This window comes from Anaerosalibacter massiliensis (genome assembly GCF_024623155.1).
Taxonomy (GTDB): Bacteria; Bacillota; Clostridia; order Tissierellales; family Sporanaerobacteraceae; genus Anaerosalibacter; species Anaerosalibacter massiliensis.
Map to the genome: position 1 here is coordinate 21,351 of NZ_JANJZL010000006.1, position 25,272 is coordinate 46,622.

At 29.5% G+C, this 25,272-nt stretch carries 25 protein-coding genes and 2 riboswitches; of the genes, 1 reads left to right on the forward strand and 24 read right to left on the reverse strand.

The window, feature by feature from the left end; translation table 11 throughout:
- Positions 1-12: 12 nt before the first annotated feature.
- The 11 genes from NSA23_RS09865 to NSA23_RS09915 all read right to left on the reverse strand — a co-directional run bounded on the left by NSA23_RS09865 (position 13) and on the right by NSA23_RS09915 (position 13,403).
- Positions 13-1,254 carry a homoserine dehydrogenase gene (locus tag NSA23_RS09865; RefSeq protein ID WP_050069916.1) on the reverse strand — a complete coding sequence of 414 codons (1,242 nt, stop codon included), beginning with the start codon at positions 1,252-1,254 and terminating at the stop codon, positions 13-15.
- Positions 1,255-1,264: 10 nt separating this feature from the next.
- Positions 1,265-2,101 carry a homoserine O-succinyltransferase gene (locus NSA23_RS09870; RefSeq protein WP_257490486.1) on the reverse strand — a complete coding sequence of 279 codons (837 nt, stop codon included), beginning with the start codon at positions 2,099-2,101 and terminating at the stop codon, positions 1,265-1,267.
- A gap of 13 nt (positions 2,102-2,114) precedes the next feature.
- Positions 2,115-3,392, reverse strand: a complete 1,278-nt coding sequence (locus NSA23_RS09875; protein ID WP_042683437.1) for an O-acetylhomoserine aminocarboxypropyltransferase/cysteine synthase family protein — start codon at positions 3,390-3,392, stop codon at positions 2,115-2,117.
- Between the two features lie 84 nt (positions 3,393-3,476).
- Positions 3,477-3,580, reverse strand: a riboswitch (SAM riboswitch).
- Positions 3,581-3,639: 59 nt separating this feature from the next.
- Positions 3,640-3,733: riboswitch (SAM riboswitch) on the reverse strand.
- Between the two features lie 150 nt (positions 3,734-3,883).
- Positions 3,884-3,985, reverse strand: a complete 102-nt coding sequence (locus NSA23_RS09880; protein WP_147525010.1) for a phospho-sugar glycosidase domain-containing protein — start codon at positions 3,983-3,985, stop codon at positions 3,884-3,886.
- 5 nt (positions 3,986-3,990) lie between these two features.
- Positions 3,991-4,896 carry an ROK family protein gene (locus tag NSA23_RS09885; protein ID WP_042683436.1) on the reverse strand — a complete coding sequence of 302 codons (906 nt, stop codon included), beginning with the start codon at positions 4,894-4,896 and terminating at the stop codon, positions 3,991-3,993.
- A 13-nt stretch (positions 4,897-4,909) separates the two neighbouring features.
- Complete coding sequence (locus NSA23_RS09890) at positions 4,910-6,295, reverse strand: glycoside hydrolase family 1 protein (RefSeq protein WP_042683435.1); 1,386 nt, start codon at positions 6,293-6,295, stop codon at positions 4,910-4,912.
- Positions 6,296-6,314: 19 nt separating this feature from the next.
- Positions 6,315-7,097, reverse strand: coding sequence for a MurR/RpiR family transcriptional regulator (locus NSA23_RS09895; protein ID WP_257490487.1), 783 nt, complete (start codon positions 7,095-7,097; stop codon positions 6,315-6,317).
- 45 nt (positions 7,098-7,142) lie between these two features.
- On the reverse strand, positions 7,143-9,773 hold the full coding sequence (locus tag NSA23_RS09900; RefSeq protein ID WP_257490488.1) for a glycoside hydrolase family 38 N-terminal domain-containing protein: 2,631 nt from the start codon (positions 9,771-9,773) through the stop codon (positions 7,143-7,145).
- Between the two features lie 67 nt (positions 9,774-9,840).
- Positions 9,841-10,296 (reverse strand): PTS sugar transporter subunit IIA, encoded by a 456-nt coding sequence (locus NSA23_RS09905; RefSeq protein WP_042683432.1) that lies wholly within the window; start codon positions 10,294-10,296, stop codon positions 9,841-9,843.
- Positions 10,297-10,298: 2 nt separating this feature from the next.
- Positions 10,299-11,765: a PTS fructose transporter subunit IIC gene (locus NSA23_RS09910; RefSeq protein ID WP_257490489.1), complete on the reverse strand. Its 1,467-nt coding sequence runs from the start codon at positions 11,763-11,765 to the stop codon at positions 10,299-10,301.
- A gap of 768 nt (positions 11,766-12,533) precedes the next feature.
- Positions 12,534-13,403: a hypothetical protein gene (locus tag NSA23_RS09915; protein ID WP_257490490.1), complete on the reverse strand. Its 870-nt coding sequence runs from the start codon at positions 13,401-13,403 to the stop codon at positions 12,534-12,536.
- Positions 13,404-13,697: 294 nt separating this feature from the next.
- Here NSA23_RS09915 and namA point away from each other — a divergent pair, with 294 nt between their 5' ends.
- Positions 13,698-14,720 carry an NADPH dehydrogenase NamA gene (gene namA, locus NSA23_RS09920; protein ID WP_257490491.1) on the forward strand — a complete coding sequence of 341 codons (1,023 nt, stop codon included), beginning with the start codon at positions 13,698-13,700 and terminating at the stop codon, positions 14,718-14,720.
- Positions 14,721-14,894: 174 nt separating this feature from the next.
- On the opposite strand, the gene NSA23_RS09925 is transcribed toward namA, so the two are convergent.
- From NSA23_RS09925 to lacB, 13 genes are all read right to left on the reverse strand, one after another.
- On the reverse strand, positions 14,895-15,023 hold the full coding sequence (locus NSA23_RS09925; RefSeq protein ID WP_257490492.1) for a hypothetical protein: 129 nt from the start codon (positions 15,021-15,023) through the stop codon (positions 14,895-14,897).
- Positions 15,024-15,025: 2 nt separating this feature from the next.
- Entirely contained in the window at positions 15,026-15,151 is a 126-nt protein-coding gene (locus tag NSA23_RS09930; protein WP_257490493.1) for a hypothetical protein, read from the reverse strand.
- A gap of 76 nt (positions 15,152-15,227) precedes the next feature.
- Complete coding sequence (locus NSA23_RS09935; RefSeq protein WP_257490494.1) at positions 15,228-16,286, reverse strand: endonuclease/exonuclease/phosphatase family protein; 1,059 nt, start codon at positions 16,284-16,286, stop codon at positions 15,228-15,230.
- A gap of 214 nt (positions 16,287-16,500) precedes the next feature.
- The gene (gene agaF, locus NSA23_RS09940; protein ID WP_081915293.1) at positions 16,501-16,911 is read right to left on the reverse strand and encodes a PTS galactosamine/N-acetylgalactosamine transporter subunit IIA; all 411 of its coding nucleotides are present in this window, start codon (positions 16,909-16,911) and stop codon (positions 16,501-16,503) included.
- A gap of 6 nt (positions 16,912-16,917) precedes the next feature.
- The gene (locus NSA23_RS09945; protein ID WP_042683426.1) at positions 16,918-17,736 is read right to left on the reverse strand and encodes a PTS system mannose/fructose/sorbose family transporter subunit IID; all 819 of its coding nucleotides are present in this window, start codon (positions 17,734-17,736) and stop codon (positions 16,918-16,920) included.
- Positions 17,726-18,493 carry a PTS N-acetylgalactosamine transporter subunit IIC gene (agaW, locus tag NSA23_RS09950; RefSeq protein ID WP_042683425.1) on the reverse strand — a complete coding sequence of 256 codons (768 nt, stop codon included), beginning with the start codon at positions 18,491-18,493 and terminating at the stop codon, positions 17,726-17,728. The genes NSA23_RS09945 and agaW overlap by 11 nt, the downstream gene beginning before the upstream one ends.
- Positions 18,494-18,544: 51 nt before the next feature.
- On the reverse strand, positions 18,545-19,018 hold the full coding sequence (gene agaV / locus NSA23_RS09955) for a PTS N-acetylgalactosamine transporter subunit IIB (protein WP_042683424.1): 474 nt from the start codon (positions 19,016-19,018) through the stop codon (positions 18,545-18,547).
- 1 nt (position 19,019) lies between these two features.
- Positions 19,020-20,204 carry an SIS domain-containing protein gene (locus NSA23_RS16650; protein WP_257490495.1) on the reverse strand — a complete coding sequence of 395 codons (1,185 nt, stop codon included), beginning with the start codon at positions 20,202-20,204 and terminating at the stop codon, positions 19,020-19,022.
- 58 nt (positions 20,205-20,262) lie between these two features.
- Entirely contained in the window at positions 20,263-20,991 is a 729-nt protein-coding gene (locus tag NSA23_RS09965) for a GntR family transcriptional regulator (protein WP_257490496.1), read from the reverse strand.
- A gap of 271 nt (positions 20,992-21,262) precedes the next feature.
- Positions 21,263-22,690, reverse strand: a complete 1,428-nt coding sequence (lacG, locus tag NSA23_RS09970; RefSeq protein WP_257490497.1) for a 6-phospho-beta-galactosidase — start codon at positions 22,688-22,690, stop codon at positions 21,263-21,265.
- 21 nt (positions 22,691-22,711) lie between these two features.
- Positions 22,712-24,391 (reverse strand): PTS transporter subunit EIIC, encoded by a 1,680-nt coding sequence (locus NSA23_RS09975; protein WP_257490498.1) that lies wholly within the window; start codon positions 24,389-24,391, stop codon positions 22,712-22,714.
- 24 nt (positions 24,392-24,415) lie between these two features.
- A complete protein-coding gene (locus NSA23_RS09980) occupies positions 24,416-24,745 on the reverse strand; it encodes a PTS lactose/cellobiose transporter subunit IIA (protein ID WP_257490499.1) in 330 nt (109 codons plus the stop codon).
- An 11-nt stretch (positions 24,746-24,756) separates the two neighbouring features.
- The gene (gene lacB / locus NSA23_RS09985) at positions 24,757-25,272 is read right to left on the reverse strand and encodes a galactose-6-phosphate isomerase subunit LacB (protein WP_257490500.1); all 516 of its coding nucleotides are present in this window, start codon (positions 25,270-25,272) and stop codon (positions 24,757-24,759) included.

Consider the following 25,272-nt stretch of genomic DNA (forward strand, 5'->3'; position numbering starts at 1 on the left):
TATCAATCCCTTCTAACCATATATTCCAGAATAAAAATACCTTATATCTTCTACATTTAATTTAATTTCATTTATCATTTTATTAATCAAATTTTCCGAAGTCCAAGGAAGTATTACAATTAAACTTTCTTTATCATTTATCACTTTATGCTTAGAATTATACATATTAAGTATATTTAATAGATAATTATTATCTTTTCCATCTTTTGAACTAAGTCTAAGATAATACTCTCCGTCAAATGTTAAATATTTATCTCCACTTATTTTTCTATTTTCATAAACTTTTCCATTTGTGTAAGTTCCCTTAACTATATCCAATACATCTAGCACTACAGAATTGGCTGTAGGATTTTTCCCAGCTCCTTGACCATAAAAACGTAATTCTCCAGTATTATAGCCTCTTAAGGAAATGATATTGAAAGCATCTTTAACATTAGAAAAGAAAGATTCATCCTTTACTAATAGTGGCTCCACACTTGCATAAATATGATTATCAGATCTTTGCGAACTACCAATGAGTTTGGGAACAAGTTTCAATTTTCTAAACTCATTTATATCTTCAATACTTATTTCATCAATTCCACGACAATTAATAAACTTTGAATCTACTGGTTGATTGTAAGCGATAGTGGATAATATAGCTAGTTTTCTTCCAGTATCATATCCTTTAATATCATCTGTAGGATCTGCTTCAGCATATCCTTTATCTTGTGCATCTTTTAATGCATCTTTAAAACAAATACCTTTTTCGTACATTTTTGTAAGTATGTAATTTGTTGTGCCATTTAATATTCCTTGAATTTGGAATATATCATCAGCTTTTATTCCTTGTTTTAAAGAATTTATTATAGGTATTCCTCCACCTACACTAGCTTCAAAAAGAAATGCCTTATTATTTTCCTTTGACAAATATAATAATTCCTCCATTTTGGAAGATACAACTGCTTTATTGGCTGTAACAACATGTTTCTTGTTTTCTAAAGCATATTTTAAATAATCATAAGCAATTTCTTTTTCACTCAAAACATCTATTACTATATCAACTTCTGGATCGTCTAATATATCTTTAGGATTTAAAGTTAGTAATTTATCATCAATATCAATATTTCTATTTTTATTTTTATTTTTAACTAGTACTTTTTTAATTTTTATTTTTTCCCCTATTTCATCTTCAAAAAATCTTCTCCTATTATTAATTATTTCATATACTCCTGAACCAACTGTACCAAGTCCCATAAGTCCAATATTTATCATTTATATACACCTACCTTATTAAATATTCATGTATCCAATTTGTATAAAATAGAGTAGCATGAGCTCTCCATCTTGATTTTAATTTAGTATTTAAATCATCCTTGTAAGAATAATATTTAGGCATTTTTATTGGTTTTCCTAATTTAGTATCTCTTTCATATTCTTTTTTCAATGTTTCAGATTCATATTCAAGATGACCAGTTAAAAAAATTTTATTACAACCTTTATCAGATACTAAAAATATTCCTGTTTCATCTGAAGTTGATAATATTTCGAGACCTTTCTCTTTTCTTATATCTTCTTCTCTCACTAATGAATATCTAGAATGAGGAACTAGAAACTCATCATCAAAACCTTTCAATAATCTATGATTTTTATTAAGAACATTGTGTGGAAAGACTCCAAATACCTTTTCTTCCAAATTATATTTAGGTATTCCATAATGATAATAAAATCCAGCTAAAGCTCCCCAACATATATATATGGTGGATTTTATATTTTTTTTAGAAAACTCCATTATAGAACTAAGTTCTTGCCAGTATTCTACATCTTCAAACTCTTTTAATTCTAAAGGAGCACCTGTTATTATCAATCCATCTAAAAAATCATTTTCTATATCTTTTAAAGTTATATAATTATCTTTTAAATACTTAAAACTACAATTTTTAGGAATATAACTTTCAAGACGAATAAAATATATATAAATATCTATAGAAACTTGGGATAAAAGATTTAAAAAATGTATTTCCGTTTCAATTTTATTTGGCATTAAATTTAAAATCCCTATTTTGGGAACTTTTTTCTCTTTTTCTAAATTTAAAACATTTTTTTCTAAATAAATACTCATTTTTATCACCTTTTTAAATTAAACTTAAAGCACTATGGAAGTCCTCTATTATATCTGAAATATCTTCTATTCCTACAGATACTCTTATCATGTCTTCTTTAATTCCAGCCTTTTTCAACTCTTTAGTACTAAGTTGTCTATGGGTAGTTGAAGCAGGATGAAGTACAGAAGTCCTTACATCACCTAAATGGACGACTAAAGAAACAAGATTTAAATTAGTCATAAATTTTTTAGCTCCAGCTTTTCCTCCTTCTATTCCAAAAGTAAGTATACCACTTCCACCTAAAGGTAAATATTTTTGACTTAATTCATAGTCAGGATGACTTTCTAATTTAGGATAATTAACCCAAGAAACTTTTTCATGACTTTCTAAGTATTTAGCTAACTTTAAAGCATTTTGGCTATGTTTTTCCATTCTTAAATGAAGGGTTTCTAACCCTAAATTAAACATAAAGCTGTTAAAAGGACTTAGAGAACAACCTATGTCTCTTAATAATTGGGTTCTGGCTTTTGTTATATATGCTTTTTCTTTAAACTCTTTATAATATCTAATACCATGATAGCTTTCATCAGGTTCTGTAAACTCTGGATATTTCCCATTATCCCAATTGAAATTACCTCCATCTATTATTACACCACCTATATTATTTGCATGGCCATCTATATACTTAGTTGCTGAGTGGATTATAATATTGGCTCCATGTTTAAAAGGCTGACAAAGATATGGAGTGGGAAATGTATTGTCAACAATAAAAGGTATATCTAATGTCTTTGCTACCTTAGAATATTTTTCAAAATCTAAAACATTCAATGCAGGATTTCCTATAGTTTCTGCATATATAGCCCTAGTATTTGGTTTAGAATAATTTAGTATTTCCTCCACATCCATATTTGGATCAATAAAAGTTACTTCTATACCATATTTTTTTAAAGTTGTGGATAACAATGTATAAGTGCCACCATACAATGTGGATAAAGCCAAGATATGTTGATTTTGTCCACATATATTTAGTATTCCAATAGTTGTAGCTGCTTGCCCTGACGAAGTGGCTAATGCTCCTACTCCATCTTCAAGTTGACTTATCTTTTCCTCAAAGGCAGCAACAGTTGGATTGCTTATCCTTGAATACATATGGCCTTCTTCTTTTAAATCAAATATATTTGCAAGTTGATCAGGATCTTTATACTTATATGTTGTACTTTGATAAATAGGAAGCACCCTTGGCTCTCCTGATTTTGGAGAATATCCTCCTTGAACACATATTGTTCCTTGTTTACAATCTTTTTTCATGTATATCTCTCCTTTCAATTTTTAAAAAATAAAAGACACTTCTATAAATAAGAAGTGTCTAAATAAATAAATGAAAATAAGACCTTCTTATCTTTCAGCCAATGGCTGCAGGAATTGGCACATTTCCAGTTTAAACTGGTTGTTGCCGGGCTTCATAGGGCCAGTCCCTCCACCTCTCTTGATAAGATTATCCATCAAAAAATCCTTCCTAATGTCTTAGGAAGGATTTAATCTCTTTTTATCATCCATCTTATCGACATTAGCAGAACCACCTTATTAAAAATATAACAGGTTGGTATAGGGTCAACGAGCTAATTCTCTACCCTAATTCTGGATAAGTTATATTATTTAATTGTTGTAAACATATTAACATCAAGTATAAGATATGTCAAGGAATATTTAAATTCAAAAATTTATATTATCTCTTTTAGACTTATTTTAATCATCTAAATTTTAAGATATGCCAAACAAAACATCCCATTGACACACATCTACTTTGATCTAAACTTTTGCAAAGGTCTAATTTTATCTAATAAATATACTTCTTCATCTGCAACTTTACCTACTACACTTGTTTTGCCACTATTAGGCATAGGCTTTAATTCAAAATGTAATTATATACTGCACCTATTAAATTCGCATCATTTCCATATTCACATTTTTTTATAGTGGGCAAAATAGTAGTTATATCTATATGAGCTTTTAAAAATTCTAATTTCTCATTTATTTTATCTATTAAATCTTCCCTCTCGCTTATAGCACCACCTATTATTATAACTTCTGGGTCATAAATATATTGAAGTGTATATAAACCAGTTGCAAAATTTTGATAAAATGTTTCTATCGCCTTTATGCAATATTTATTTCCTTCCTCCGCCAATTGAAACACTCTAACTCCATTTAAATCTCTTGGACTTATTCCCATTAGTCTGGCTGCATTTCTAACTATAGATGATGTAGAAGAAGTTTCACTCCAATTTTTAAATTTTCCTGTTTCAAAATCTCTATCCATTATCATGTATCCAAATTCTCCACCATAAAGGTTTTTCCCAGTATGAATTTTTTTATTTTTTATTATTGAACCGCCTATTCCAGTACCACATATTACAAATAGGGCATCATTAACATCTTTTCCAGAGCCTTTCCATACTTCTGCTAAAGCTGCACAGTTTGCATCATTTTCAAATGATACTTTAAATCCAGTTGTCTTAGTAATTAACTCTCTCATATTACAATGATGAATATAAGGTACTGCGCTAGCCCCTTCTATAATCCCCGTATTATTATTTACAGCACCGGGAACACTCATAGCTATACCATCTATTTTACTCTCATCTATTTTTATTTTTAAACTATCTACTACTTTTTTTATACTATTTAAAAAATCATCTAGTTTTTTTGGTGTAGGGTATTTTCCCTTATAACAAATATTTCCTTTTTTATCTGCCATACCGTATTTGATGTTAGTTCCACCAATGTCAAAAGTTATGATTTTTTTATCCATTTTTTATTCCTTTCTAATCATCAAATCCATTATTTTTTGCTACTTCTTTTATCCAAAGTCCACTTTTCTTTAGGCTTCGTTTGAAATTATTTTCTAAGTCAACTCTATATAAGCCATATCTATTTTTATAAGCATTGCACCATGACCAATTATCCATAAATGTCCATAGATGATATCCAAAACAATTTGAACCTTCTTCTATACTTTTATGAAGCCATTTTAAATGTTCCTTTATAAAATCTATTCTATAATCATCTTGAACCATTCCATTTTCATCTATAAACCTTTCTTCATTTTCTACTCCCATTCCATTTTCTGATACAAACCAAGGAATATTTTTATAATTATCTTTTATATTTATGCCTATATCATATAATCCCTTTTCATATATTTCCCAGCCTCTATATACATTCATTCTTCTTTCTGGCCATATGTAATATTCAAAAAAATCTTCAGGCATTAAACTTTCTGTATCTTTAGGTGTTTCTCGTTTTTGTATTCTTCTTGGCTGATAGTAGTTTACTCCTAAGAAATCTACTGTGTTTTTCTTTATTATTCTTAAATCTTTCTCTTTCCACTCTGGAGTTAAATCATTTTCTTTTAAAAATTCTATAAGTTCACTTGGATATTCTCCTAAAACTGATGGATCTAGAAAACTTCTGTTGAACATGAGGTCTACTAGATTAGCCGATTTTAAATCTTCCTTATCGTTACTTCTTGGATATGAGGGTGTTAAATTCAATACTATCCCTATCTTTCCATCTAATTTAAGTTTTCTAAACTCCTCTATAACCCTTGCACTAGATAACATAGTATTGTATCCAACTTGAACTGCCCTTTTCATATCGGTTACTAAAGGATAATGCATTTTATAAAGGTATCCGGCTTCCACTGGCACTATAGGTTCATTAAATGTTATCCACTTCTTGACCCTATCTCCAAAAATCTCAAAAGCTTTTTTTCCATAGAGAGCAAAGCTTTCTACAACTTCTCTACTTTCCCATCCACCTTTATTTTGCATTAGCATAGGCATATCAAAATGGAAAAGATTTATAATAGGTTCTATATCATTATCTATCATCTCATCTATTAAATTATTATAAAATTCTACTGCCTTAGGATTTATATTTCTACCATCTGGCAACAATCTAGCCCAAGATATAGAAGTTCTATAGGAATTTAAATTTATAGCTTTCATATTAGCTATATCTTCTTTATACATTTCATAAAAATTAGATGCTTTTTCAGGTCCTATTCCATTAAAAAAGGCTGTCCTATCTTTTCCATACCAATAATCCCATATGGTTGGTGCCTTATCATCTATATTCCATGCTCCTTCTGTTTGGGGAGCTGATGCTGCACTTCCCCAAAGAAATTTTTTTGGAAAATTATATTTCATTTCATTACTCTCCTTAATTTTATTTACAAAAAACTGCTTTTTCTGTATCTAACCATCTTTCTACCAAATCTTTATCTCTTAATATATATTCGGAAAATATCATATCTATAACAATTAACATAGGTATCTGAGCTGATATGCTTCCTACCCAATCCTCATGATCTAAATTAGCTGTAAGTACATAATAATCCGCATATTCTATAATTGGCGAATCTTCGCTCCCAGTTATCAACACTACCTTAGCTCCATTTTTTTTAGCTACTTTTATACTTTCTAACATCTCAAGATTTTTTCCTCTCAAAGTTAAAGCCAAGACCAAATTATCTTCTTCTAATATAGAAGCCACCATCTGCATAGATTTCGCATCTGACACTACCTCTACATATTTTCCAACTCTGACTAGTCTAAATTTCAAATCTGAACCTACTATTCCATTTAGTCCCAAACCAAAAACATGTATTATTTTATGAGTACATATTAAATTTGCTATATTTTTTATAGATTCTATATCTACTTTTTCTACAACCTGCCTAATTATATCCATATATCCGTTTATCATTAAATTATCTGAAACTATATTGTTATTGGATTTAATCTTTAGTTCTTGATTATATACATATATCAGTTCTTTATAATTATTAAATCCTAGTTTCGAAGAAAATCTTGTTATAGATGCTTCAGATACGTTTAATTTTTGAGATAACTCACTTATGGTAAGAGACTCTCCTCTGTTTAAAAAATGTTGTGCTATAACAGTCTCTACATTAGTAAATTCCAATTTCATACTTTCTATAAGCAACATTAAATTTTTCCCCAATTTCTTCACCTCAAAGTAACAGATTATATTTTACATCCTTATTCTATAGTTTTTTATCTCCTTAGGATTGAATGATCCTATATTTAGGATATTAGAACCCTTTATACTTTCTATCTTATCTTCTTTCATATCTATCAATTCGATAGATTCTAGGGTTTTGTTTATCTTTATATTTCCTCCATTTTTGATAAATTCTTTTGAAGGATTGTATAATCTCAATATATACCCATCTCCATTGTCGCTTTTCTTAATGGCACTTACTATTATACCATCTATCTCATCCATATCTAATAGATTAAATTCATTGGGAAGTTTATGGGATAATTTATTGCTTACAAAGTATTTTAATGTATTAGTAAACTTATTTAACTCTTGTATTTGATAATACGGTGTAGATATAGAATAATTTATATACTTTTTCTTTATTTTATATGGAGAAAATTTCCTGTCTAAATCTATAGCAAATTTAAAATGTAACTGTTTTAATAATTGGCTATCAGGCGTTTCTATGTACTTAAATTGATTTCCCGAGGCAACTCCTGGTCTTCTTAAAAGTTCTGGTCTTCCTAAATATCCTACACTTCTAAATAAAGTAAGAGCTACTTTGTCTTTTCTATCACCTACTATTTCATATTCCTTAATGCCCTTTGACATTACTGTAAAACTGTTTTCATCTTCATTAAGATTTACATAGCTTAACATTGGATATATAGGAGTTGGTTCTTCCTTCCACCCTATTTCTCTCCAATCATCTATATGCTTAGGTACCGTCTCCCTTCTTATATAGCCAAAAGGTGTATCTGCATAAGAATATTTTGATTTTATACCAGTATTAAATATTATCCTCATTCTATGATCTTTTACATTATTGTTTATTTTCATATTGCATTCTATTAGTTTAGAATCTTTTGTAAGCTCTATTTGTAAATCATACTCTACATAACTATCTATTAAATCTTTTTTTCTACTTTCTAAGTCCTTAGGTAATTCATAATTGCCTTTTAATCTTATAACATCCACATATTTTCCATGTTTTGTATCTATGATACTATGTTTAAAATCAAATTTATATATTCTATCATTATACGGAGGAGAATAGTCATAAGTATCTCCTTCATCTCCTGATTCTTCTATATATATGGCATCTTTATATATTTTGTTTTTTTCTTTATCTATTATATTTATCTTTCCGTTTTCTAATTCTATCTTTATCTTTTCACTCTCTATATAATTGTCTACATTTGCTTCTGTTTCCGTAAAGCTTTGTTCTCCTTCTACTAACTTTATAGTCTTGTACCCCATAGGCTTTAAGCTTATAGGAAAAGCTATTTTCGTTACATAATAATATAAATCTTTTTTATAATCTTCCTTGTTTCTACTTATAACACCACTATATTCTTTTGTTCTATTAAGCACCTGGTATTCTATTTTATCTTCACCATCAAATAGTGCGAAATTCTTATCCTTTGTACTAACTTCAATCTTTATTACTTTGTATCTTGTATAAGGTAATGTGTTAAATATTGTTATATCATTCTTTTTCGAATCAACTCTAGATTCACTTATTTTTCTAACAAGATAATCTACTGTAGAGTAAGACATCTGTTCTGCTTTTTCATATCTACTTAATATTACTTTATTTGTTTTATCTGTATTGCATCCTCCAGCACTATCATGGGCATGATTTCTAAGTATCACTTCCCATATATTTTGTACTAATTGGTTTTTATACTCTATTCCAAATTGTTCTCCTATTACCATTAAGGGCTCTACTTGATATATTAATCTTCTTTCTACTTTATCATTTAAATATTTATGGTCATATCTTGAAGAATATATAGATCTGTGTATCTTTGAATCTTCACTATATAAAAATTCTCCTTGTATTTTATTCAAGGGTTTATCTTCTGCCAAAATATCATCAAACATTTTTTCATAAGTACTTTCTTTGAGATAATACTTTCCCTTTAATCTTTTATTAAATTCCTCTATTCTAGATTTTAAATTAAAGTCTACATACCTTTGATCTCCTCCCACTGGCAGAGGAATATTATTATATATTGTATCTTTTTCAATAGTTTCCATTAACCATTTTTCATCTTCTGAATATATTAGATTTCCACCTATGAAATAACCATTTTTTATATTGTATGCTAGAACTTCACTTCCATCTTCGCTACTCCACCAAAATTCTCTATATGGGGATATTTCCTTTGTTATTCCTCTCCAAAACACTACTTTATCTATACCCATCCCATTATATATTTGTGGAGCATCTATACTTTGACCAAATGAGTCTGGTACATACCCTATATTCATATATCCACCTAAATCTTTTGCCATATCTATTCCTATTTTTAAATTTCTTACAATAGATTCTCCAGATATTATCATCTGATCTGTTTGAGTGTACCATGGTCCAGTTATTAATTTGCCAGTGGATATAAGTTTTCTTATCCTATCTTCTTTATTTGGACATACTTCTAAATAATCCTTTAAAATACTAAGTTGTCCATCTAGAAGATAATAATCAATAATCCCTTCCTCTAAAGCTTTCAAAACTTCATCCATATGATATATCAATTGTATTAAAGATTCATTTGCAGAAAAATACCATTCAAAATCCCAATGTGTATGTGCTATTACATGTATTTTTTTCACTTTTTCCTCCTTTTTATAAACCTCCTAAACTAATAATTACACTAGTAAAGGAGGAAAGTTTAGTTTTTTATTTAATTTCTATTGAACTTACAATATTATAAAGTTTTTCCGTGTCATCTTCTTCTAAAAGCATATTAACAAACTCATTATCTATTAATTTTCTAGCAATAGAACTTAGTATTTTAAGATGTTGAGCATTTCCATCTTCTGGTATAGCAAGACCAAATGCAACTTTTATAGGTTTTCCATCTAAAGAATTCCATTCTATTGGATTACTCAATTTTATTAAGAATACTCCTGGCTTTATAACTGTAGAATTTTTACAATGGGGTATAGCAATTCCATCTTTAAACCCAGTAGTAACTTCATCTTCTCTTTGATGTAAACCTTTTAAATAATCCTCTTTTGATTTTACATATCCTTGTTTAAATGCTACACTAGCAAATCTTTCAAATACCTGATCTTTCGTTTCTGAATTATTGTCAAAATATATATGTTCTATGTCAAATACTTCTTTATTCATATTTAACCTTCTACCTTCTTTCTACTAAATCCTATAATAAGTGCTGTAACAAGAACTCCTACGGATATGGAAAATACCCATGTTATTATTGGAATTGGTTGTTCTATATATCCTACTATAGTCCCTAAAGGTGAACCTATACCACCATAAAATTTACATCCAAACTTTGCTACCAATGCTCCTGCAACTGCTGAACCTGCAACATTAGCTACTATCATTTTAACAGGTTCCGATGCTACGAAAGGTATAGCACCCTCTGTAACCCCTACCATTCCCATAGCAAATGCTGCATTAGCAGATACTTTTTCTGTAGATGTAAATTTATCTTTAAATAGTATAGTCGCTAACCAAACACCTAAAGGTGCTACTGATATTGCTGCCTGTGCTGCAGTGCCTGGAACAAAATTAGCTTGTTGAATTCCATATTTAGTAACTGTATCTGTAAATATAGTTGTACCAAATATTAATGCTGTTTTATTTATTGGTCCACCTAAATCAAATCCTATCATGGCACCTATTATAGCTCCCATTATTATAGGCGCTGATGCATGAGTATTGTTAAGATATGTAAGTCCATCGTATAATCCATTCATTATTCCAGCTATAGGTTTACCTATTACAAATAACACTATTACTGATATTGCAAATGTTGCTATAAGTGGTAATATCATTATAGGTACAAGTGGTTGCAATATTTTAGGCCATTTTATTTTCTTTAAACCTTTTATCATATATCCTACTATAAATGCCACTATAATAGCTCCTATAAATCCACTTCCTGCTTCAGTTCCTAATATTTCAGGATCATTTACTATATATGCTCCTATCATGGCTGGAGCTATAGCTGGTCTATCTCCTATAGATTTTGCAACAAAACCAGCAAACAAAGGTATCATTAATTTAAAACCAACCTGCCCTACTTGGAACATTTTAGACATAAAAAATCCCATAGTTGTGGATGTGTCAAATCCCCAATTTACTATTCTGCCTAGCTCATCTTTTTGAAATGCAAATACATTCGCTATAGCAAGTATAAGTCCTGCTGCTATACACATAGGTATCATGTATGATATACCATTCATAAGATGTTTGATAACTCCATCTTCTTTAGTTTTTCCTAATGTTATATCTCCAACTTTAGTTCCTTTTTTACCGAAAATTTCTCCACTTTCAAGAGCTGTATTTATAAGTACTTTAGAATCTTTTATAGCCTCTATAGATTTAGTTTGATATATCTTTTTACCTGTAAATCTTACAAGCTCCACATTGATATCAGCAGCTATTATTGCTACATCTGAATCTTCAATATCCTCTTTTGTTAAAACATTTTCTGCTCCTATAGTTCCATTTGTTTCAACTTTTATATCATATCCCATCTCTTTTGCAGCTTTTTCTAAAGATTCTGCTGCCATATATGTATGAGCTATACCTGCTGCACAGGCTGTTACTGCTACAATTTTTTTACTCACTTTTTTCATGCCCCCCTTATTATTTCTACTATATTATATCCTTGACAGTTACTGATGTAAACGATTTCAACTCATATAGGTTCTAGTATCTTTTTATATGATTTTTTTGAAAAAAATTTCATTAATAATTTTGGATAAAAAAATAATAGATTGGTATAGGAGCAATAAATGAATAGATTAATAATTTTAGATAAAAAAAGAGCCTTGTTATGGCTCTTTCAAGTTTCAATTCCTTATAGGTAGACTAATGCCTTATTATTTAGAGTAAAATGTTAAACACATGTTTAATATTTTACTCTCTATTTTATTTTGTAGAAAATTTTTACTAATACGATAAAAACAGCTAAACATATAATAATGGTTAAAACTAAATTTTTTATCATTGGAGTAAGGTTGGGTATAACTTTCATAGTTTCTTCTATAATATCATCTCCTTAAAGTTTCAATTCCTTAATTGAGGAGTGAAAAATAAGTTTCAATTCCTTATAGGTAGACTAATAGCATTTGGATACCTTGATATTACTATATTCTTTTATTTATGTCAAATTGCTTAAAAACCTTAGACTATTACATATATTTAATATAATCCTTCCTATATATTGCCATTACTAACTTTTATAAAAAATAGCCTGTCGTCGACTTCCCAGGGGTTTTGCCCTATTAGTAGTCGATAACAAAAATAATAGAAAATTAGCACGAGTAATTAATAAATCTCCTGTGATTGTGTATTCTCTAAAATGTGTCAAACAAAACGCCCCAGTGCTCATTTTATAATTCTAATATCTTAATAATAGCTTTTTCTAACTCACCACTATAAACTGACTTTAATGATTCTTGACCCCATTTTGGAAACTCTGGTCTTTTATATGCAAATATTAAAGTAATAAGGGTTGATATGCCGTTATCAATTATTTTTTCAGTTTCATTAATTTTACCGTATTTTTCAACAAATGCTTTTCTAGCTTCTTTTGATAGCGATAAACATACATTTCTAATATCATTATATCTAAATCCAATTCCTAGAAAATTATAATCGAACATTATTGCTTCTTTCTTGTCATGACTTACCGCCAAGTTTGTCCAATAAAAATCGTTATAAGTCAATGTTTGCTCAACTTCTCCAATCTTAGTGAAAATTAAATCTAAATTATCTATTATTAGCTGCCACACATGATTGTCTTCTGTCTTAGTTCTGTTTTTTATTAGTTCAATATTTTCTTTAGTAATAACATCTGCTTGTCTATAAAATATATTATCTTTATTAGATACATATTTTGCACCTTCATTGTGTAATTTTTTATACCATTCTGCCAAATCCTCTGCTACTTCAATATCGGATAAATCAGATTCTATTCCTAATCTATATGTTTTACTTTTTTCTAAGTCCTCTAATAACAAAGATTTGCCCGTATGTCCAACTACCTCAATTGTTGGTATGTTTAATTCTTTAAGAATGAAATAATTCTTAATTTCTCTTGTATATTCTATATTTTGAAAATATTTGAGTATATAAGAGCTATTTCCATATATTACTCTAAAAAGATAAATCCCATCTTTATTTCGAATTTCTTTTAGATCCAAATAGTTTTGTTTAGATATCCCAAATTTTTCTAACTCTTTATAAATATTCTTAATCAAATCTATCCCCCCAAAATTGAAAATCCTCAAAAAATTTTCTCCTGTTTAATAAAAGCCTTATAATCATATCGGAAAGTCTGTAATCCAAGTGACAAAATCTAATTTATAATTATAAATAAAACTAAAATCTAGTTCATATAATATGTTAACATATTAAGACTTTTTATAGTAAAATCAATATCTATATTACCATTACTATAAATATGTCGAAATATGAAAATACAGCTCTATTTTTAGAGTCATCATAAAGATAATGGTATTGGGTATATAATATTCATAATGGAGGGATCTTATATGAAAAAACTCTTTTCAGATGTTAAGATTAAAAGCTTAGAATTAAAAAATCGTATAGTAATGGCTCCAATGTGTATGGTTGCCTCTGATGATGAAGGTTATGCTAAAGATTGGCATGAAATTCATTATGCTTCCAGAGCCATTGGTGGTACTGGTCTTATAATCTTAGAAGCAACAGCAGTAGAAAGTAGAGGCAGGATAAAAAATGGAGATTTAGGAATCTGGGATGATTCTCATATAGAAGGATTGTCAAAGATAGTTAAAAGTTCTAAATCTCTTGGTGCAAAAGTTAGCATTCAGTTAGGTCACGCTGGGAGAAAATGTGAAGTAAAATCTGAGAGAATTATTGCTCCATCTCCTATTGCTTTTGATAATAGTTATTCTACTCCAAAAGAAATGACTAAAGATGATATAAAAACTGTAATAGATTCCTTTAAAGAAGGTGCTGAAAGGGCAGAAAAAGCTGGATTTGATGCTATTGAAATTCATGGAGCTCATGGATATTTAATTAATGAATTTTTATCACCACTGACTAACAAAAGAAAAGATGAGTACGGTGGAAATCCACAAAATAGGGCTAGATTTCTAAAAGAGATAATAAGAACAATAAAGACAGTATGGCCTGAAGATAAGCCTATAATATTAAGGATTTCTGGTGAAGAATATGTTAATGATGGAAATCATCCAGAAGATTTAGTCCATATTATAAACTTAGTAAAAAATGAAGGTATAGATATAATAGATGTAAGTTCTGGAGCTGTAGTTCCTGCTAATATTGATGTCTATCCCGGATATCAAGTGCCTTTTGCAGAAACCATTAAAAAAGGAACTGGACTACCAGTTATAGCTGGTGGTTTAATTACAGAACCAGAAATGGCTGAAGAAATACTCAAAAATAATAGGGCAGATTTTATATTTTTGGGAAGAGAATTACTTAGAAATCCTTATTGGCCATTGGAAGCTGCCAATAAATTAGATCAAGATATAGAATGGCCTCATTCTTATAGAAGAGCTAAAATTTAATGTATTTTAGTTTATTCTACTAAAAAAGTATAGACTATAATGGCCAAATATTAATATTTGGCCATTATAGTCTATGAACATTCAGATTATTTCTTTTTCAGTTCTTTTAATTTCTTCTCTATCAAGACCTATTAATTCCATAATATCTTCCATGTTAAAACCATTTTCAGTACTTCAATTCCTTTCTATAAAATGATTTAATAAATCCTCCACTCCAGATTTATCTTTAAATAAATTTCTCTTTAAAAATTCAGTATCTAATTTTTCTTCTAAAATGTACCAAACAAAATATCCCGATGCCATTCTTAAGATAATTTAGATTTTATTTCTTTTATATGCTTTTCAGTTAATTCTATTACTTCCATTATTTGTTCTAATGAAAGATTCATATTTATTAATTTCTTGACTATTTCTATCTCCTTCTTTTCCATGCCTTTTTTTCCGCATATTTTAATCTAGATATGTCATCTCGCCTTACTTTTTCCTTTGCAAAGTATTTTTCCCTATCTACTTTAATTTAAATTCCATGGTTACAGGATTATGATCTGTATATTGAAAATCTAGAGAATGTCCCTTAACATTTAAGATTTCAATATTGTCAGAGACTAAATAGCCATCTATTACTGCAGTGAAATTAACATCTTTTACATAAGGTGTAGCGTCCGTCCTCGTAGTTGGTACATTTTTATCTACTGCCCAAGTAAACCCTTCAGGTTTGAAATCATCTGGTATTTTTTGGAGCCAATCAGGCCATTCTTCTGTAGTTTTAAATATAGAAGGATCTGTCGTTGGCATTAAATGATTCCAATCTCCTCCAACTACTACATAGTTCCCATTTTTATATTCCTTATCTATATATTCTTTTAAAAATCCAAGTTGTTGCACTCTAATTTTTCCACCTTTATCATAAGCAGAAAAATGAGAGTTTATCAAAACTAGTTCTTTCCCATTCTCTAATGAAATTCTGCTTTCTAAAAAACATCTATCTAATTCAGCTAATTGACGTGGCCAACTTTCTTTTCCAGGAAATTGATATCTAGTTGCACTATCTACACTATATTTAGATAATGTGACCAAGCCAGCTGAGTTAACTCTTCCATGAGGTTTCAACATTGGAACTGGCACCCATAAAGTTTTATAATTAATTGCAAAACTTGATGAATAATCTTTTAGATTGTTTTTTAAATGTTCATATTGATTTACATGGAAGCTCCTTGTTGCATTTGTATCGACTTCCTGAACAAATACAAATGTAGAATCATTATTAGCTAAAAACTCTGTTATTCCATTTAAGTTTTCAATTGTTTTTTCTTTGCTTGAAGATCTAGAACCCTTCCCTCCATCCATAAAAAAGTCTTGATCTTTATCCATACCACAGTATCCTATATTGTATGTATCAACAGTGAAAACCTTATCCTTCTGGATTTTCTGTTTTTGTTGATTTTCTACTTTTAAAGGTATTTTGTCTTCTGGTCTGTAATCAGTAATAATCATAACTAATAAATATACTAGAAATATACAAATAACTATTCCTACAACCCATCCCAATCCTTTTAAAAAATTCATCATATACCCTCCCCCTTCAATGTATTTTAACATGTATGCTAATATATTTCGATAATTCTATGAATAGTTCTTATCCGAATATTTTATAGGATAATTAACAAGATATAAAATCTATTGAATATTTCTTGACTTACCATATGTGAAACTCTTAACATGTAAATATTAAAATTAAAAAATTAGCCGCAATAAAAACGCGGCTAATTTAAACTTATTCTTATTTCATTTCTTTTAAATCGAAAGATACTATCCCTTCTTTACCTATTTTTATTATATTCTCCTTAAGAGCTTCTATATCTTTTGTGTTTTTTTGCATAATAGCCTCTAATAATATTGATAAATTTACTCCAGATAAAACCTTGCTATTTTTTATATCTTGTGATAATAATACACAGGTTTTAAAAGGGGTACCTCCGACAATATCTGTTAAGAAAAGTAATCCACTACATTCTTTCATAGTTTCTATTTTCTTTTTTATATTGTTTTCTAGATCTTCTGTTGAATGGTCTAGTCTAAATTCTACACCTTGTAAATATTTTTGTTCTCCAGCTATTACATCTACTGAACTAATAAGTCCTTTAGCAAATTCACCATGACCTACTATTATAATACCTATCAATTTAATCACCTTTTTTTATAATATTGTTAAAAGTCTTCCCACTATACCTATTACTACAGTAAGCAATATTAAGACAATTGGGGAATAATCTTTCTTCAACAATTTATACATCCAAAATGTATATAATGCTGGTAACAATTTTGGCATTATTTGATCTAACACTTCTGCTTGTAATTTTATATCTGCTCCTCCTGCTGTGATAACTACAGGTGTTCCTAAAGAAATATAAGAAGCTACTAAAGCACCTACTACTGTTAACCCTACTATAGAAGCAGCTCTTGAAAATGCTTTAGTTTGTTCTCCTAACTGTTTAACAGCACTAACTCCTGTACTATATCCATAATTCATAAGTCCAAATCTAAGAACAAAATGGATTGCGTTAAATATTATCAAAAATATAAATGGTCCTGCAATATTTCCTTTAATGGCCATTGAGGCCCCTATACCAGATGCAATGGGTAGAAGAGTTAACCAGCATATGGCATCTCCTATACCACCAAGAGGTCCCATAGTTGCAACTTTAACAGCTCTAATAGTATCTGGCTCTTCTTTTCTCTCTTCCATGGCAATAACTATTCCCATTATAAATGTTACTAGAAAAGGATGGGTATTAAAAAATTCCATATGCATATTCATAGAATTAGATAAGTCTTCTTTATTTTTATGAATCTTTTTAAGTCCTGGTAGTAAACCATAAAGCCAACCACCTGCTTGCATTCTTTCATAATTAAAAGATGCCTGTAAAAATAATGATCTCCAAGTCATTTTATTTAGATCTTTCTTGGTAATAACATTATTTGTGCTTGGATCTTTATAAGTATAATTAGATTCCATTAGTACGAGCCTCCTTTCTATGAGAACCTTTTCCTTTTATCTTATTTGAATAATAGTCATATAAAGATATGGCTAATCCTAATAATGCTACCCCTAATATTGGTAATTCAAAATATGCTACAAGCACAAAACCAATAATTAAAAATGCCATATACTCTTTCTTGTACATAATTTTTAATAGCATAGCAAATCCTATTGCTGGCATAATTCCACCTGCAACTTCTAATCCTCCTATTAACCATTCAGGCATTTTAGCTACAACAGATTCTGCAGCTTCTGCTCCAAAATATACTGGTAGAAAAGCAATTATTGCATAGAAAATAAATAAAATCAACATTCCTAAATAATTAATTCTTTCGATGCCTTTAATATCTGTATTTTTAGCATACTCATCTGCTTTATGCATAACTGGAGAAAATGCTGTAAATATTAAAGTTATTGCTCCTTGTACAGCCACTGCAAAAGGCACTGCTATACCTACTGCTACTTTTGGATCTTGCTTTGTTAATATTGCAAATGCAGTTCCTACAATACCACCAATAACTACATTAGGTGGTTGTGCACCTGCCAATGGTACTGCTCCCATCCAAATTAACTCAAGAGTAGCACCAGTAATTAGCCCTGTTTTCATATCCCCCAGTATAAGACCTACAATCATTCCTGTAAATACGGGTCTATGTATATGAAATAACCCGTTAAAAAGATCTATTCCTGCAATTCCTGCCCACAAGGCTATCAATAATGATTTTCCTAACATAACGCTCCCCCCTTATTTTTTATATAAAACTCCCATAGAGGAGTTTATTTCTTAAATCAAATCCATAATATTCTTTCCTCTCTCATCTGGAACTCTTCTAACATCCATCTTCACACCTAGTTCATCTAATTTTTTAAAAGTTTCAATATCTTTTTCATCAACGGAAACAGTACTTATAATTTGTTCTTTACCTTCGCTATAGTGCATATTACCTACATTTACTTTGTCTATTGAAACACCGCCTTCTACTAGTCTTAAAAGTGTTTGTGGAGTTCTGACTACTAAAAATATAAGTTGATCATCAGCTGCATATCCTATATTGTCTATTGTCTCTTGTACAGTAAAATATCTTGTTTCAATAACATCTGGAACTGCCATATCCATTAAACTTTGTTGGATACTGTTCTCGGCAACTTTATCATCTGCAACTAATATTAAATTGGCTCCTATATGATTAACCCATGTTACTGCAACTTGTCCATGAATTAATCTATTATCAATTCTTGTTAATAATATATTAGCCATATCACTCACTCCTTTTTATTTTATAATCATAAATAGTAACACCTTTTACTACTCTATTAACAGTACCACTTGGACTTGGATTATCAGGTTCTATACCAAGCTTTTCAGACATCATTAATGCAAATATCTGAGCATATAATACATAAGCTACAGCTGAGTAAACTTCGTCACCTAATCCTTTCTTTTCATTATTTAAAAACCAATGATAATCTGAATGCTTTTCAAGTTCTTCATGGTAACTTTGTGATATAGTAACTAGTTTATGTTCTCCAGATTCTCCATAAACTTCTTTTACAAGGTCTAAATCATATCTTCTTGTATATTCATCTTCTGAAATATAAGCAAATACCAATGTTTTATCATTTACTATAGACTTTGGACCATGTCTAAAGCCTAATATAGATTCATAATTCGAAACTACTTTTCCACGAGTTAATTCAAGTAATTTCAAAGCACTTTCCCTTGCAAGTCCACTTAAACTACCTGAACCTAAATATACAACTCTGTCATATCCCAATTTAACTAATTCTTGTATATTTCTATAAGCATTATTAATAATGTTTGTACCTAGTTTTGAAATTCTAGTAACTATATCTTTTATTTCATCTATACTATTAATATCAAAAGTTAATAAAGAACCAAGCAACATATTAGTAAAACTACTAGTCATTGCAAATCCCTTATCATTTGATCTTTCTGGCATAAGCAATAATAAAATGTTTTCATTTCCTTCAGCAATTTTTGCCAGCTCTCCCTCTGGATTACATGTTACAAATATATGACTAATATCTTCAACTAATTTTTCAGCTAATTTATAAGTTGCAACACTTTCAGGACTATTTCCCGAACGTGCGAAGGAAACTATTATTGTTGGAGATTCTCTTTTTAAGTAGAAACTAGGATTTGATACTATATCAGTTGTTGCAATAGCTTCAAAACTGCAATCATATTTACTATTTAAATAAGGAACAATAATTTCTCCAACATAGGCTGAAGTTCCTGCTCCTGTAAATATAACTTTTGTATTTTTATTTCTACTTAGTCTCTTAAGAAATCCTTCTATCTCATTCTTATTTTGTTCAATTATTTTAATTGTTTCTAACCATAATTCTGGTTGCTGATAGATTTCTTTTGCAGTATTTAATCCATTTTTATCTTTCCATTCCTTTTCAGTTAGCCCAAACACTTATATCATCCTCCCTTTTGTAATGTTGTCATGTTGTAATTACCAGTTCATTTAAAAATTATTTATTAAGTATTACATGGAATTTAAATCTATCTCCTCTTGCAATACCCTTTGTATACTCAATTATTACATCTTTTTCATAGGTAATCCTTTCTATCATCATACTAGGGAAATCCTCTGAATACTCTAATAGCTCTGCTTCAAAGCTTCGAGTTAAAACCGATTGAAATATTTCTTCTGCTCTTGTAAAAGAAGCATCATATTTTCCTGTAAATATGTCATACATTGGTTTTTCTTGAAGTTCTTTTTTCGTTAGATCAGGAAACCTATTACAAGGTACATAACTAGTTTCAAGCATCATTGGTTCATTGTCTGCAAGTCTCAATCTAGTAAACTCATAAACCTTGTCTCCAATTTCTAACTTCATTTTTTTTGCAATTTTTTCATTACATTTAATAACCTTAAAATTTAGTACTTTAGATTTCGGTTTTTTACCCATCTTCTTCATTTCTTCTGTAAAACTATAAAACCCTAATAAATCTTGTTTTAATTTCTTAGGAGATACAAAAGTTCCTTTACCATGTTCTCTATATATGTAACCTTCTTTTTCTAACTCTTGAATTGCCTGCCTAACAGTAGATCTGCTAACATCATACTGTTCACACAATTCCCTTTCGGAAGGAAGTTTATCATCCTCTTTTAAATTTTCTATCTCTATCATTTCAACAATTATATCCATCAATTGATAATATAAAGGAATCCTACTTTTTTTATTTACCTTTTTCATTTAAACCAACCTTCTATATATTATTCATTCTGGTACGTACCACTTTCTATATATCATATTATAATAAGTATTAGATTTTGTCAACAGTAAATTCTGATTAGAGTTTCCCCATTTTTTTAAAAGAGAACCTCCTTGTGATTTTTTAATTTGTAATTAGCATACTACAAATTTATTTTATCACTTGGAGGTTATTTTTTAAAAAATTATTGTTAAAGTTTTATAAGATATACGCTGTAACCAAGGAATTTCCTCTGCTTTTTAACTATTATATTTAATAATCAATTTCATTTGAATCTATCAATTTTTTATTTTCCGAAACTTTTTTCCACCAGTAAGCACTTTTTTTAGGATATCTATCCTGTGTATCATAATCTACATAAAACAACCCATATCTTTTATTAAATCCATTTGTCCAAGACAATAAATCCATTAAAGACCATATGAAATATCCTTGTACATTCACTCCATCTTCTATAGCATCTAAAATTGCATCCATATGATTTTTAACATAGTCTATTCTCTCATCATCATATATCTTTCCATTTTCAAAATTATCCTTATATCCTAAACCATTTTCTGTTACATATATAGTCTTATATTTTGGATAATCATTTTTAATACTCATTAACATATCATATAATCCCTTTGGATAAATTGGCCAGTCCCAATCAGTAGCAGGTATATCATTATTTATAACTCTTTCACCTATACCTTTGATTCTAAACACCAAAGTTCCCTTATCTCCTGTACCATTATGCCTTATTTCAGTTTCTCCATCATAGTGAGCAAGAAAATCACTAGCATAATAATTTACACCTAAAAAATCGTTTTTCCCTGCTGCAGATTTAATAATTTCCATATCATTTGGTTCAATTTCTAGGCTTCCATTATTAGCTTTCAAAATATCTTGTACAACTTTTAATGTTTCAGCCTGGTAGCCTCCACCTAAACATGCATCTAACATAAATCTATTTGCCAATATATCTTCCAAATAAGCTGCCCTCTTATCTTCTTCTGATTCAGAAATAGGATACTTAGATTGTAATATATGAACAATACCAATTTCACCCTTTAAATCCATAGACTTATATAGCTCTACCACTTTAGAATGTGCAACCATCATATTGTGCATAGCCTGCACAGACTTAGGAATATCATATCTAATATTTGGTGGAAAATGTCCTATTACATATTGACCTAAAGCTAAACTTAAAGGTTCATTTATGGTAATCCATTTCTTAACCCTATCTCCAAAGTTTTCAAAACATACTCTTGCAAACCTTACAAAATGTTCTATATTTTCTCTGTTTAACCAGTCACCTTCTTTATAAAGTGGTAGCGGAGTATCAAAATGATGTAAAGTAACAAAAGGTTCTATACCATTTTTTAAACATTCATCTATCAATTTATTATAATAATCTATTCCCTTTAAGTTTATTTCTCCTTTTCCATCAGGAATAATTCTTGTCCATGCAATAGAAATTCTAATACCATTTACTCCAAAATCTTTTGAAAGCTGTAAATCTTCCTTGTATTTATGATAAAAATCGCTTGCTATATCTCCATTATATCTACTTTCAGGCCTATGTAAATATTCATCCCAATAACACGGACCTCTTCCATCAATATTAACAGCCCCTTCTGCTTGATAAGCTGCTGTTGCCCCACCAAATATAAAATTACTATCAAACGCTCTCATAATCACTACTCCTTTGCTTTATCAATCATTTTTTAAATTCCATAATACATAATTTAAAGCATCTATAGGTTCTCTTGTTAATGCTACATATTTTTTTCCTGAAGTCGAAACAACTTTAGTTTTCGAATTACTAACAGATTTCTTGACTTCTTCTAATCTTGAGCCCATCTGTGGTGCCAATACTACTAAATCAAAGTCATTTACAACATCTGTATGTTGGCCATAAGCCATTGCTATTGCTTTTACATCCATATTCTTTTCATTTGCTCCTTTACCTATGGCATTAGCTAACATACCACTAGTTGCACCATTAGCACAAATAACTAATACAGAAATTGACTTATTTAAATCATTATTTGTAATTTCATCCATTTCATCTATAACTTCTGTAGCTTCTTTATTAATTTTTTCTTTGTTAACTTCCTCTTCCATATCATTTGTTTTTTCTTTTTCAACTAGTTGAGTATCATAAGCTTTCATAAAAGGATAATATATTAGGAAATCTGCTAAAAGTAATAATGGTGCTAATAAAAATGACATTGGTGCAAATCCAGTCCCCATAATTAATCCTATTGGTCCTGGAGTTGTCCAAGGAAGATTATAAACAAATCCATTCATTCCCAAATCAATAAACAGTTTTAATAACCATACATTTACAATAGGTGCTGCAATAAACGGAATTAAAAACATTGGATTTAAAACTAAAGGACCACCAAATAAAACTGGTTCATTTATACCGAACGCTACAGGAATTAATGAAGCTCTTCCCACTGCTTTTAACTGTTTCGACTTTGCCATAAAAGCAAACATTATTGTAATTATTAATGTAGCTCCAGTACCTCCAATAGTTGCTACAAAATATTGTGATCCCTGTGAAAGTACCTTAGTTGCATGTTCACCTGCTTGAAATGCCATAAAATTCGCCTCTACATTGGCTAAGTATATTGCTGAAACTGCTGGCTCTACAATTGAAGGTCCATGAATACCTACAAACCAGAAAAAAGCCATAGCACCATATATAATAGCTAGCCCTAGATAACTATCTGCAGCAGTAAATAATGGCTGAAATACTCCTAATACCCATTCACTAAATCCAGTGTTAGTAGTATATCTAAATAAAATATCAATTACCCAAAATACCAATATCGATAATGCCATTGGAATTAAATCAGCAAAAGTTTGAGATATATGGCTGGGTACTTCTTTAGGCATTTTTATAGTAATATTATTTTTTACACATATTTTATAAATATTAGGTACAATAAAACCTGCTACAAATGATGACAATAAACCCTTTGTTCCAATAAAGTCTGTTCCAAAGCCACCTTCAATTGAATCAACACTAAGCAATAAAAAACCTATTATAGACGCTACCATTACAGATAACGAATTAATTTGATTCAACTTTGGCAATCGTCTATTAAAGTTATCTGACAAGCTCTTTGCTATAGTTGCTGACATTAAAAGACCTAATATACCCATAGAATAGTTATAGGCTTTAAGTAATACATCTGTAGTTTTATCAGGCCAATAATGTCCAAAAATATTCGGCACAAAAGCCACTAATAAAAATAAGCTAGAAAACAAAATTACCGGTAAAAGACTTATAAAACCATCTCTAATAGCCATAAGATACGGGTTGTTTGAAATCTTTTCAAATACTGGCATTCTTTTTTCTAGTCTTTTTATAATCTTATCCACACCAAATCCCTCCTAAGAATCAAATTATAAACTTTTATTAGTTCTCTTATATAAACTAATAAAGTTATTTATTATATCTCTTAAAAGCATGATAGTCATTAAATGATCTTGTGCATGGACCATAAAAAAACCTATTTCTTGTGCCTCTCCCCTCGCTTCACTTTGAATCATATTAGTTTGGATTTTATGAGCATCTACAATACATTTATTACCATTTTCAATTAACCTTTCTGCTTCCTCAAAATTATTATTTTCAGCTTCCTTTAATGCATTTAAAAAATATGTCCTAGCTTCTCCAGCATTAGCAATAATCTCTAATGCTATCATTGCAGTATCTTCATATTCTTTTACCATATCCTTCCCTCCTAGTCATGATAATAACCTCTATCCCATTTTTCAAGAAGATCATCGAAGAGATGCTCATCATTTATATAGCTATCATCTTCTATCATGTCATCAATAGATTTAATAAGTTCTTTATTTTCTTCTGTCTCTTTATACTCAGTAGATATAAATGTATCTATAATTTCTTCCATCAACCCTATACCTGTAATTCTTCCGCCAATGCCAATAATATTCGCATTTAATTCTTCTTTAGAATATTTAGCAGTAGTTATATCTCTTACTAAAGCTGCTCTAATCCCTTTTATTTTATTAACTGATGTTGTAATCCCTACACCAGTTCCGCAAATCACAATACCAAGATCTGCCTCTTTATTTATTACTCTTTCAGCAGTCTTTTTTCCATATATAGGATAATGAGTTCTTATATGATCATAAGTTCCATTATCAATTACTTCATGTCCTTTAGCTTCTAAGTATTCGACAATATGATTTTTAATATCTGTTACAATATGGTCACATCCAATAGAAATCTTCAT

Bases quoted from the DNA above. Each gene is read 5' to 3' on its own strand.
- NSA23_RS09865 (WP_050069916.1), bottom strand. From the start codon at position 1,254: ATGATAAATATTGGACTTATGGGACTTGGTACAGTTGGTTCAGGAGTA.
- NSA23_RS09870 (WP_257490486.1), bottom strand. From the start codon at position 2,101: ATGAGTATTTATTTAGAAAAAAATGTTTTAAATTTAGAAAAAGAGAAA.
- NSA23_RS09875 (WP_042683437.1), bottom strand. From the start codon at position 3,392: ATGAAAAAAGATTGTAAACAAGGAACAATATGTGTTCAAGGAGGATAT.
- NSA23_RS09880 (WP_147525010.1), bottom strand. From the start codon at position 3,985: ATGCCTAATAGTGGCAAAACAAGTGTAGTAGGTAAAGTTGCAGATGAA.
- NSA23_RS09885 (WP_042683436.1), bottom strand. From the start codon at position 4,896: ATGGATAAAAAAATCATAACTTTTGACATTGGTGGAACTAACATCAAA.
- NSA23_RS09890 (WP_042683435.1), bottom strand. From the start codon at position 6,295: ATGAAATATAATTTTCCAAAAAAATTTCTTTGGGGAAGTGCAGCATCA.
- NSA23_RS09895 (WP_257490487.1), bottom strand. From the start codon at position 7,097: ATGTTGCTTATAGAAAGTATGAAATTGGAATTTACTAATGTAGAGACT.
- NSA23_RS09905 (WP_042683432.1), bottom strand. From the start codon at position 10,296: ATGAATAAAGAAGTATTTGACATAGAACATATATATTTTGACAATAAT.
- namA (WP_257490491.1), top strand. From the start codon at position 13,698: ATGAAAAAACTCTTTTCAGATGTTAAGATTAAAAGCTTAGAATTAAAA.
- NSA23_RS09925 (WP_257490492.1), bottom strand. From the start codon at position 15,023: ATGGCATCGGGATATTTTGTTTGGTACATTTTAGAAGAAAAATTAGAT.
- NSA23_RS09930 (WP_257490493.1), bottom strand. From the start codon at position 15,151: ATGGAAAAGAAGGAGATAGAAATAGTCAAGAAATTAATAAATATGAAT.
- NSA23_RS09935 (WP_257490494.1), bottom strand. From the start codon at position 16,286: ATGAATTTTTTAAAAGGATTGGGATGGGTTGTAGGAATAGTTATTTGT.
- NSA23_RS09945 (WP_042683426.1), bottom strand. From the start codon at position 17,736: ATGGAATCTAATTATACTTATAAAGATCCAAGCACAAATAATGTTATT.
- agaW (WP_042683425.1), bottom strand. From the start codon at position 18,493: ATGTTAGGAAAATCATTATTGATAGCCTTGTGGGCAGGAATTGCAGGA.
- agaV (WP_042683424.1), bottom strand. From the start codon at position 19,018: ATGGCTAATATATTATTAACAAGAATTGATAATAGATTAATTCATGGA.
- NSA23_RS09965 (WP_257490496.1), bottom strand. From the start codon at position 20,991: ATGAAAAAGGTAAATAAAAAAAGTAGGATTCCTTTATATTATCAATTG.
- lacG (WP_257490497.1), bottom strand. From the start codon at position 22,690: ATGAGAGCGTTTGATAGTAATTTTATATTTGGTGGGGCAACAGCAGCT.
- NSA23_RS09980 (WP_257490499.1), bottom strand. From the start codon at position 24,745: ATGGTAAAAGAATATGAAGATACTGCAATGATAGCATTAGAGATTATT.
- lacB (WP_257490500.1), bottom strand. From the start codon at position 25,272: ATGAAGATTTCTATTGGATGTGACCATATTGTAACAGATATTAAAAAT.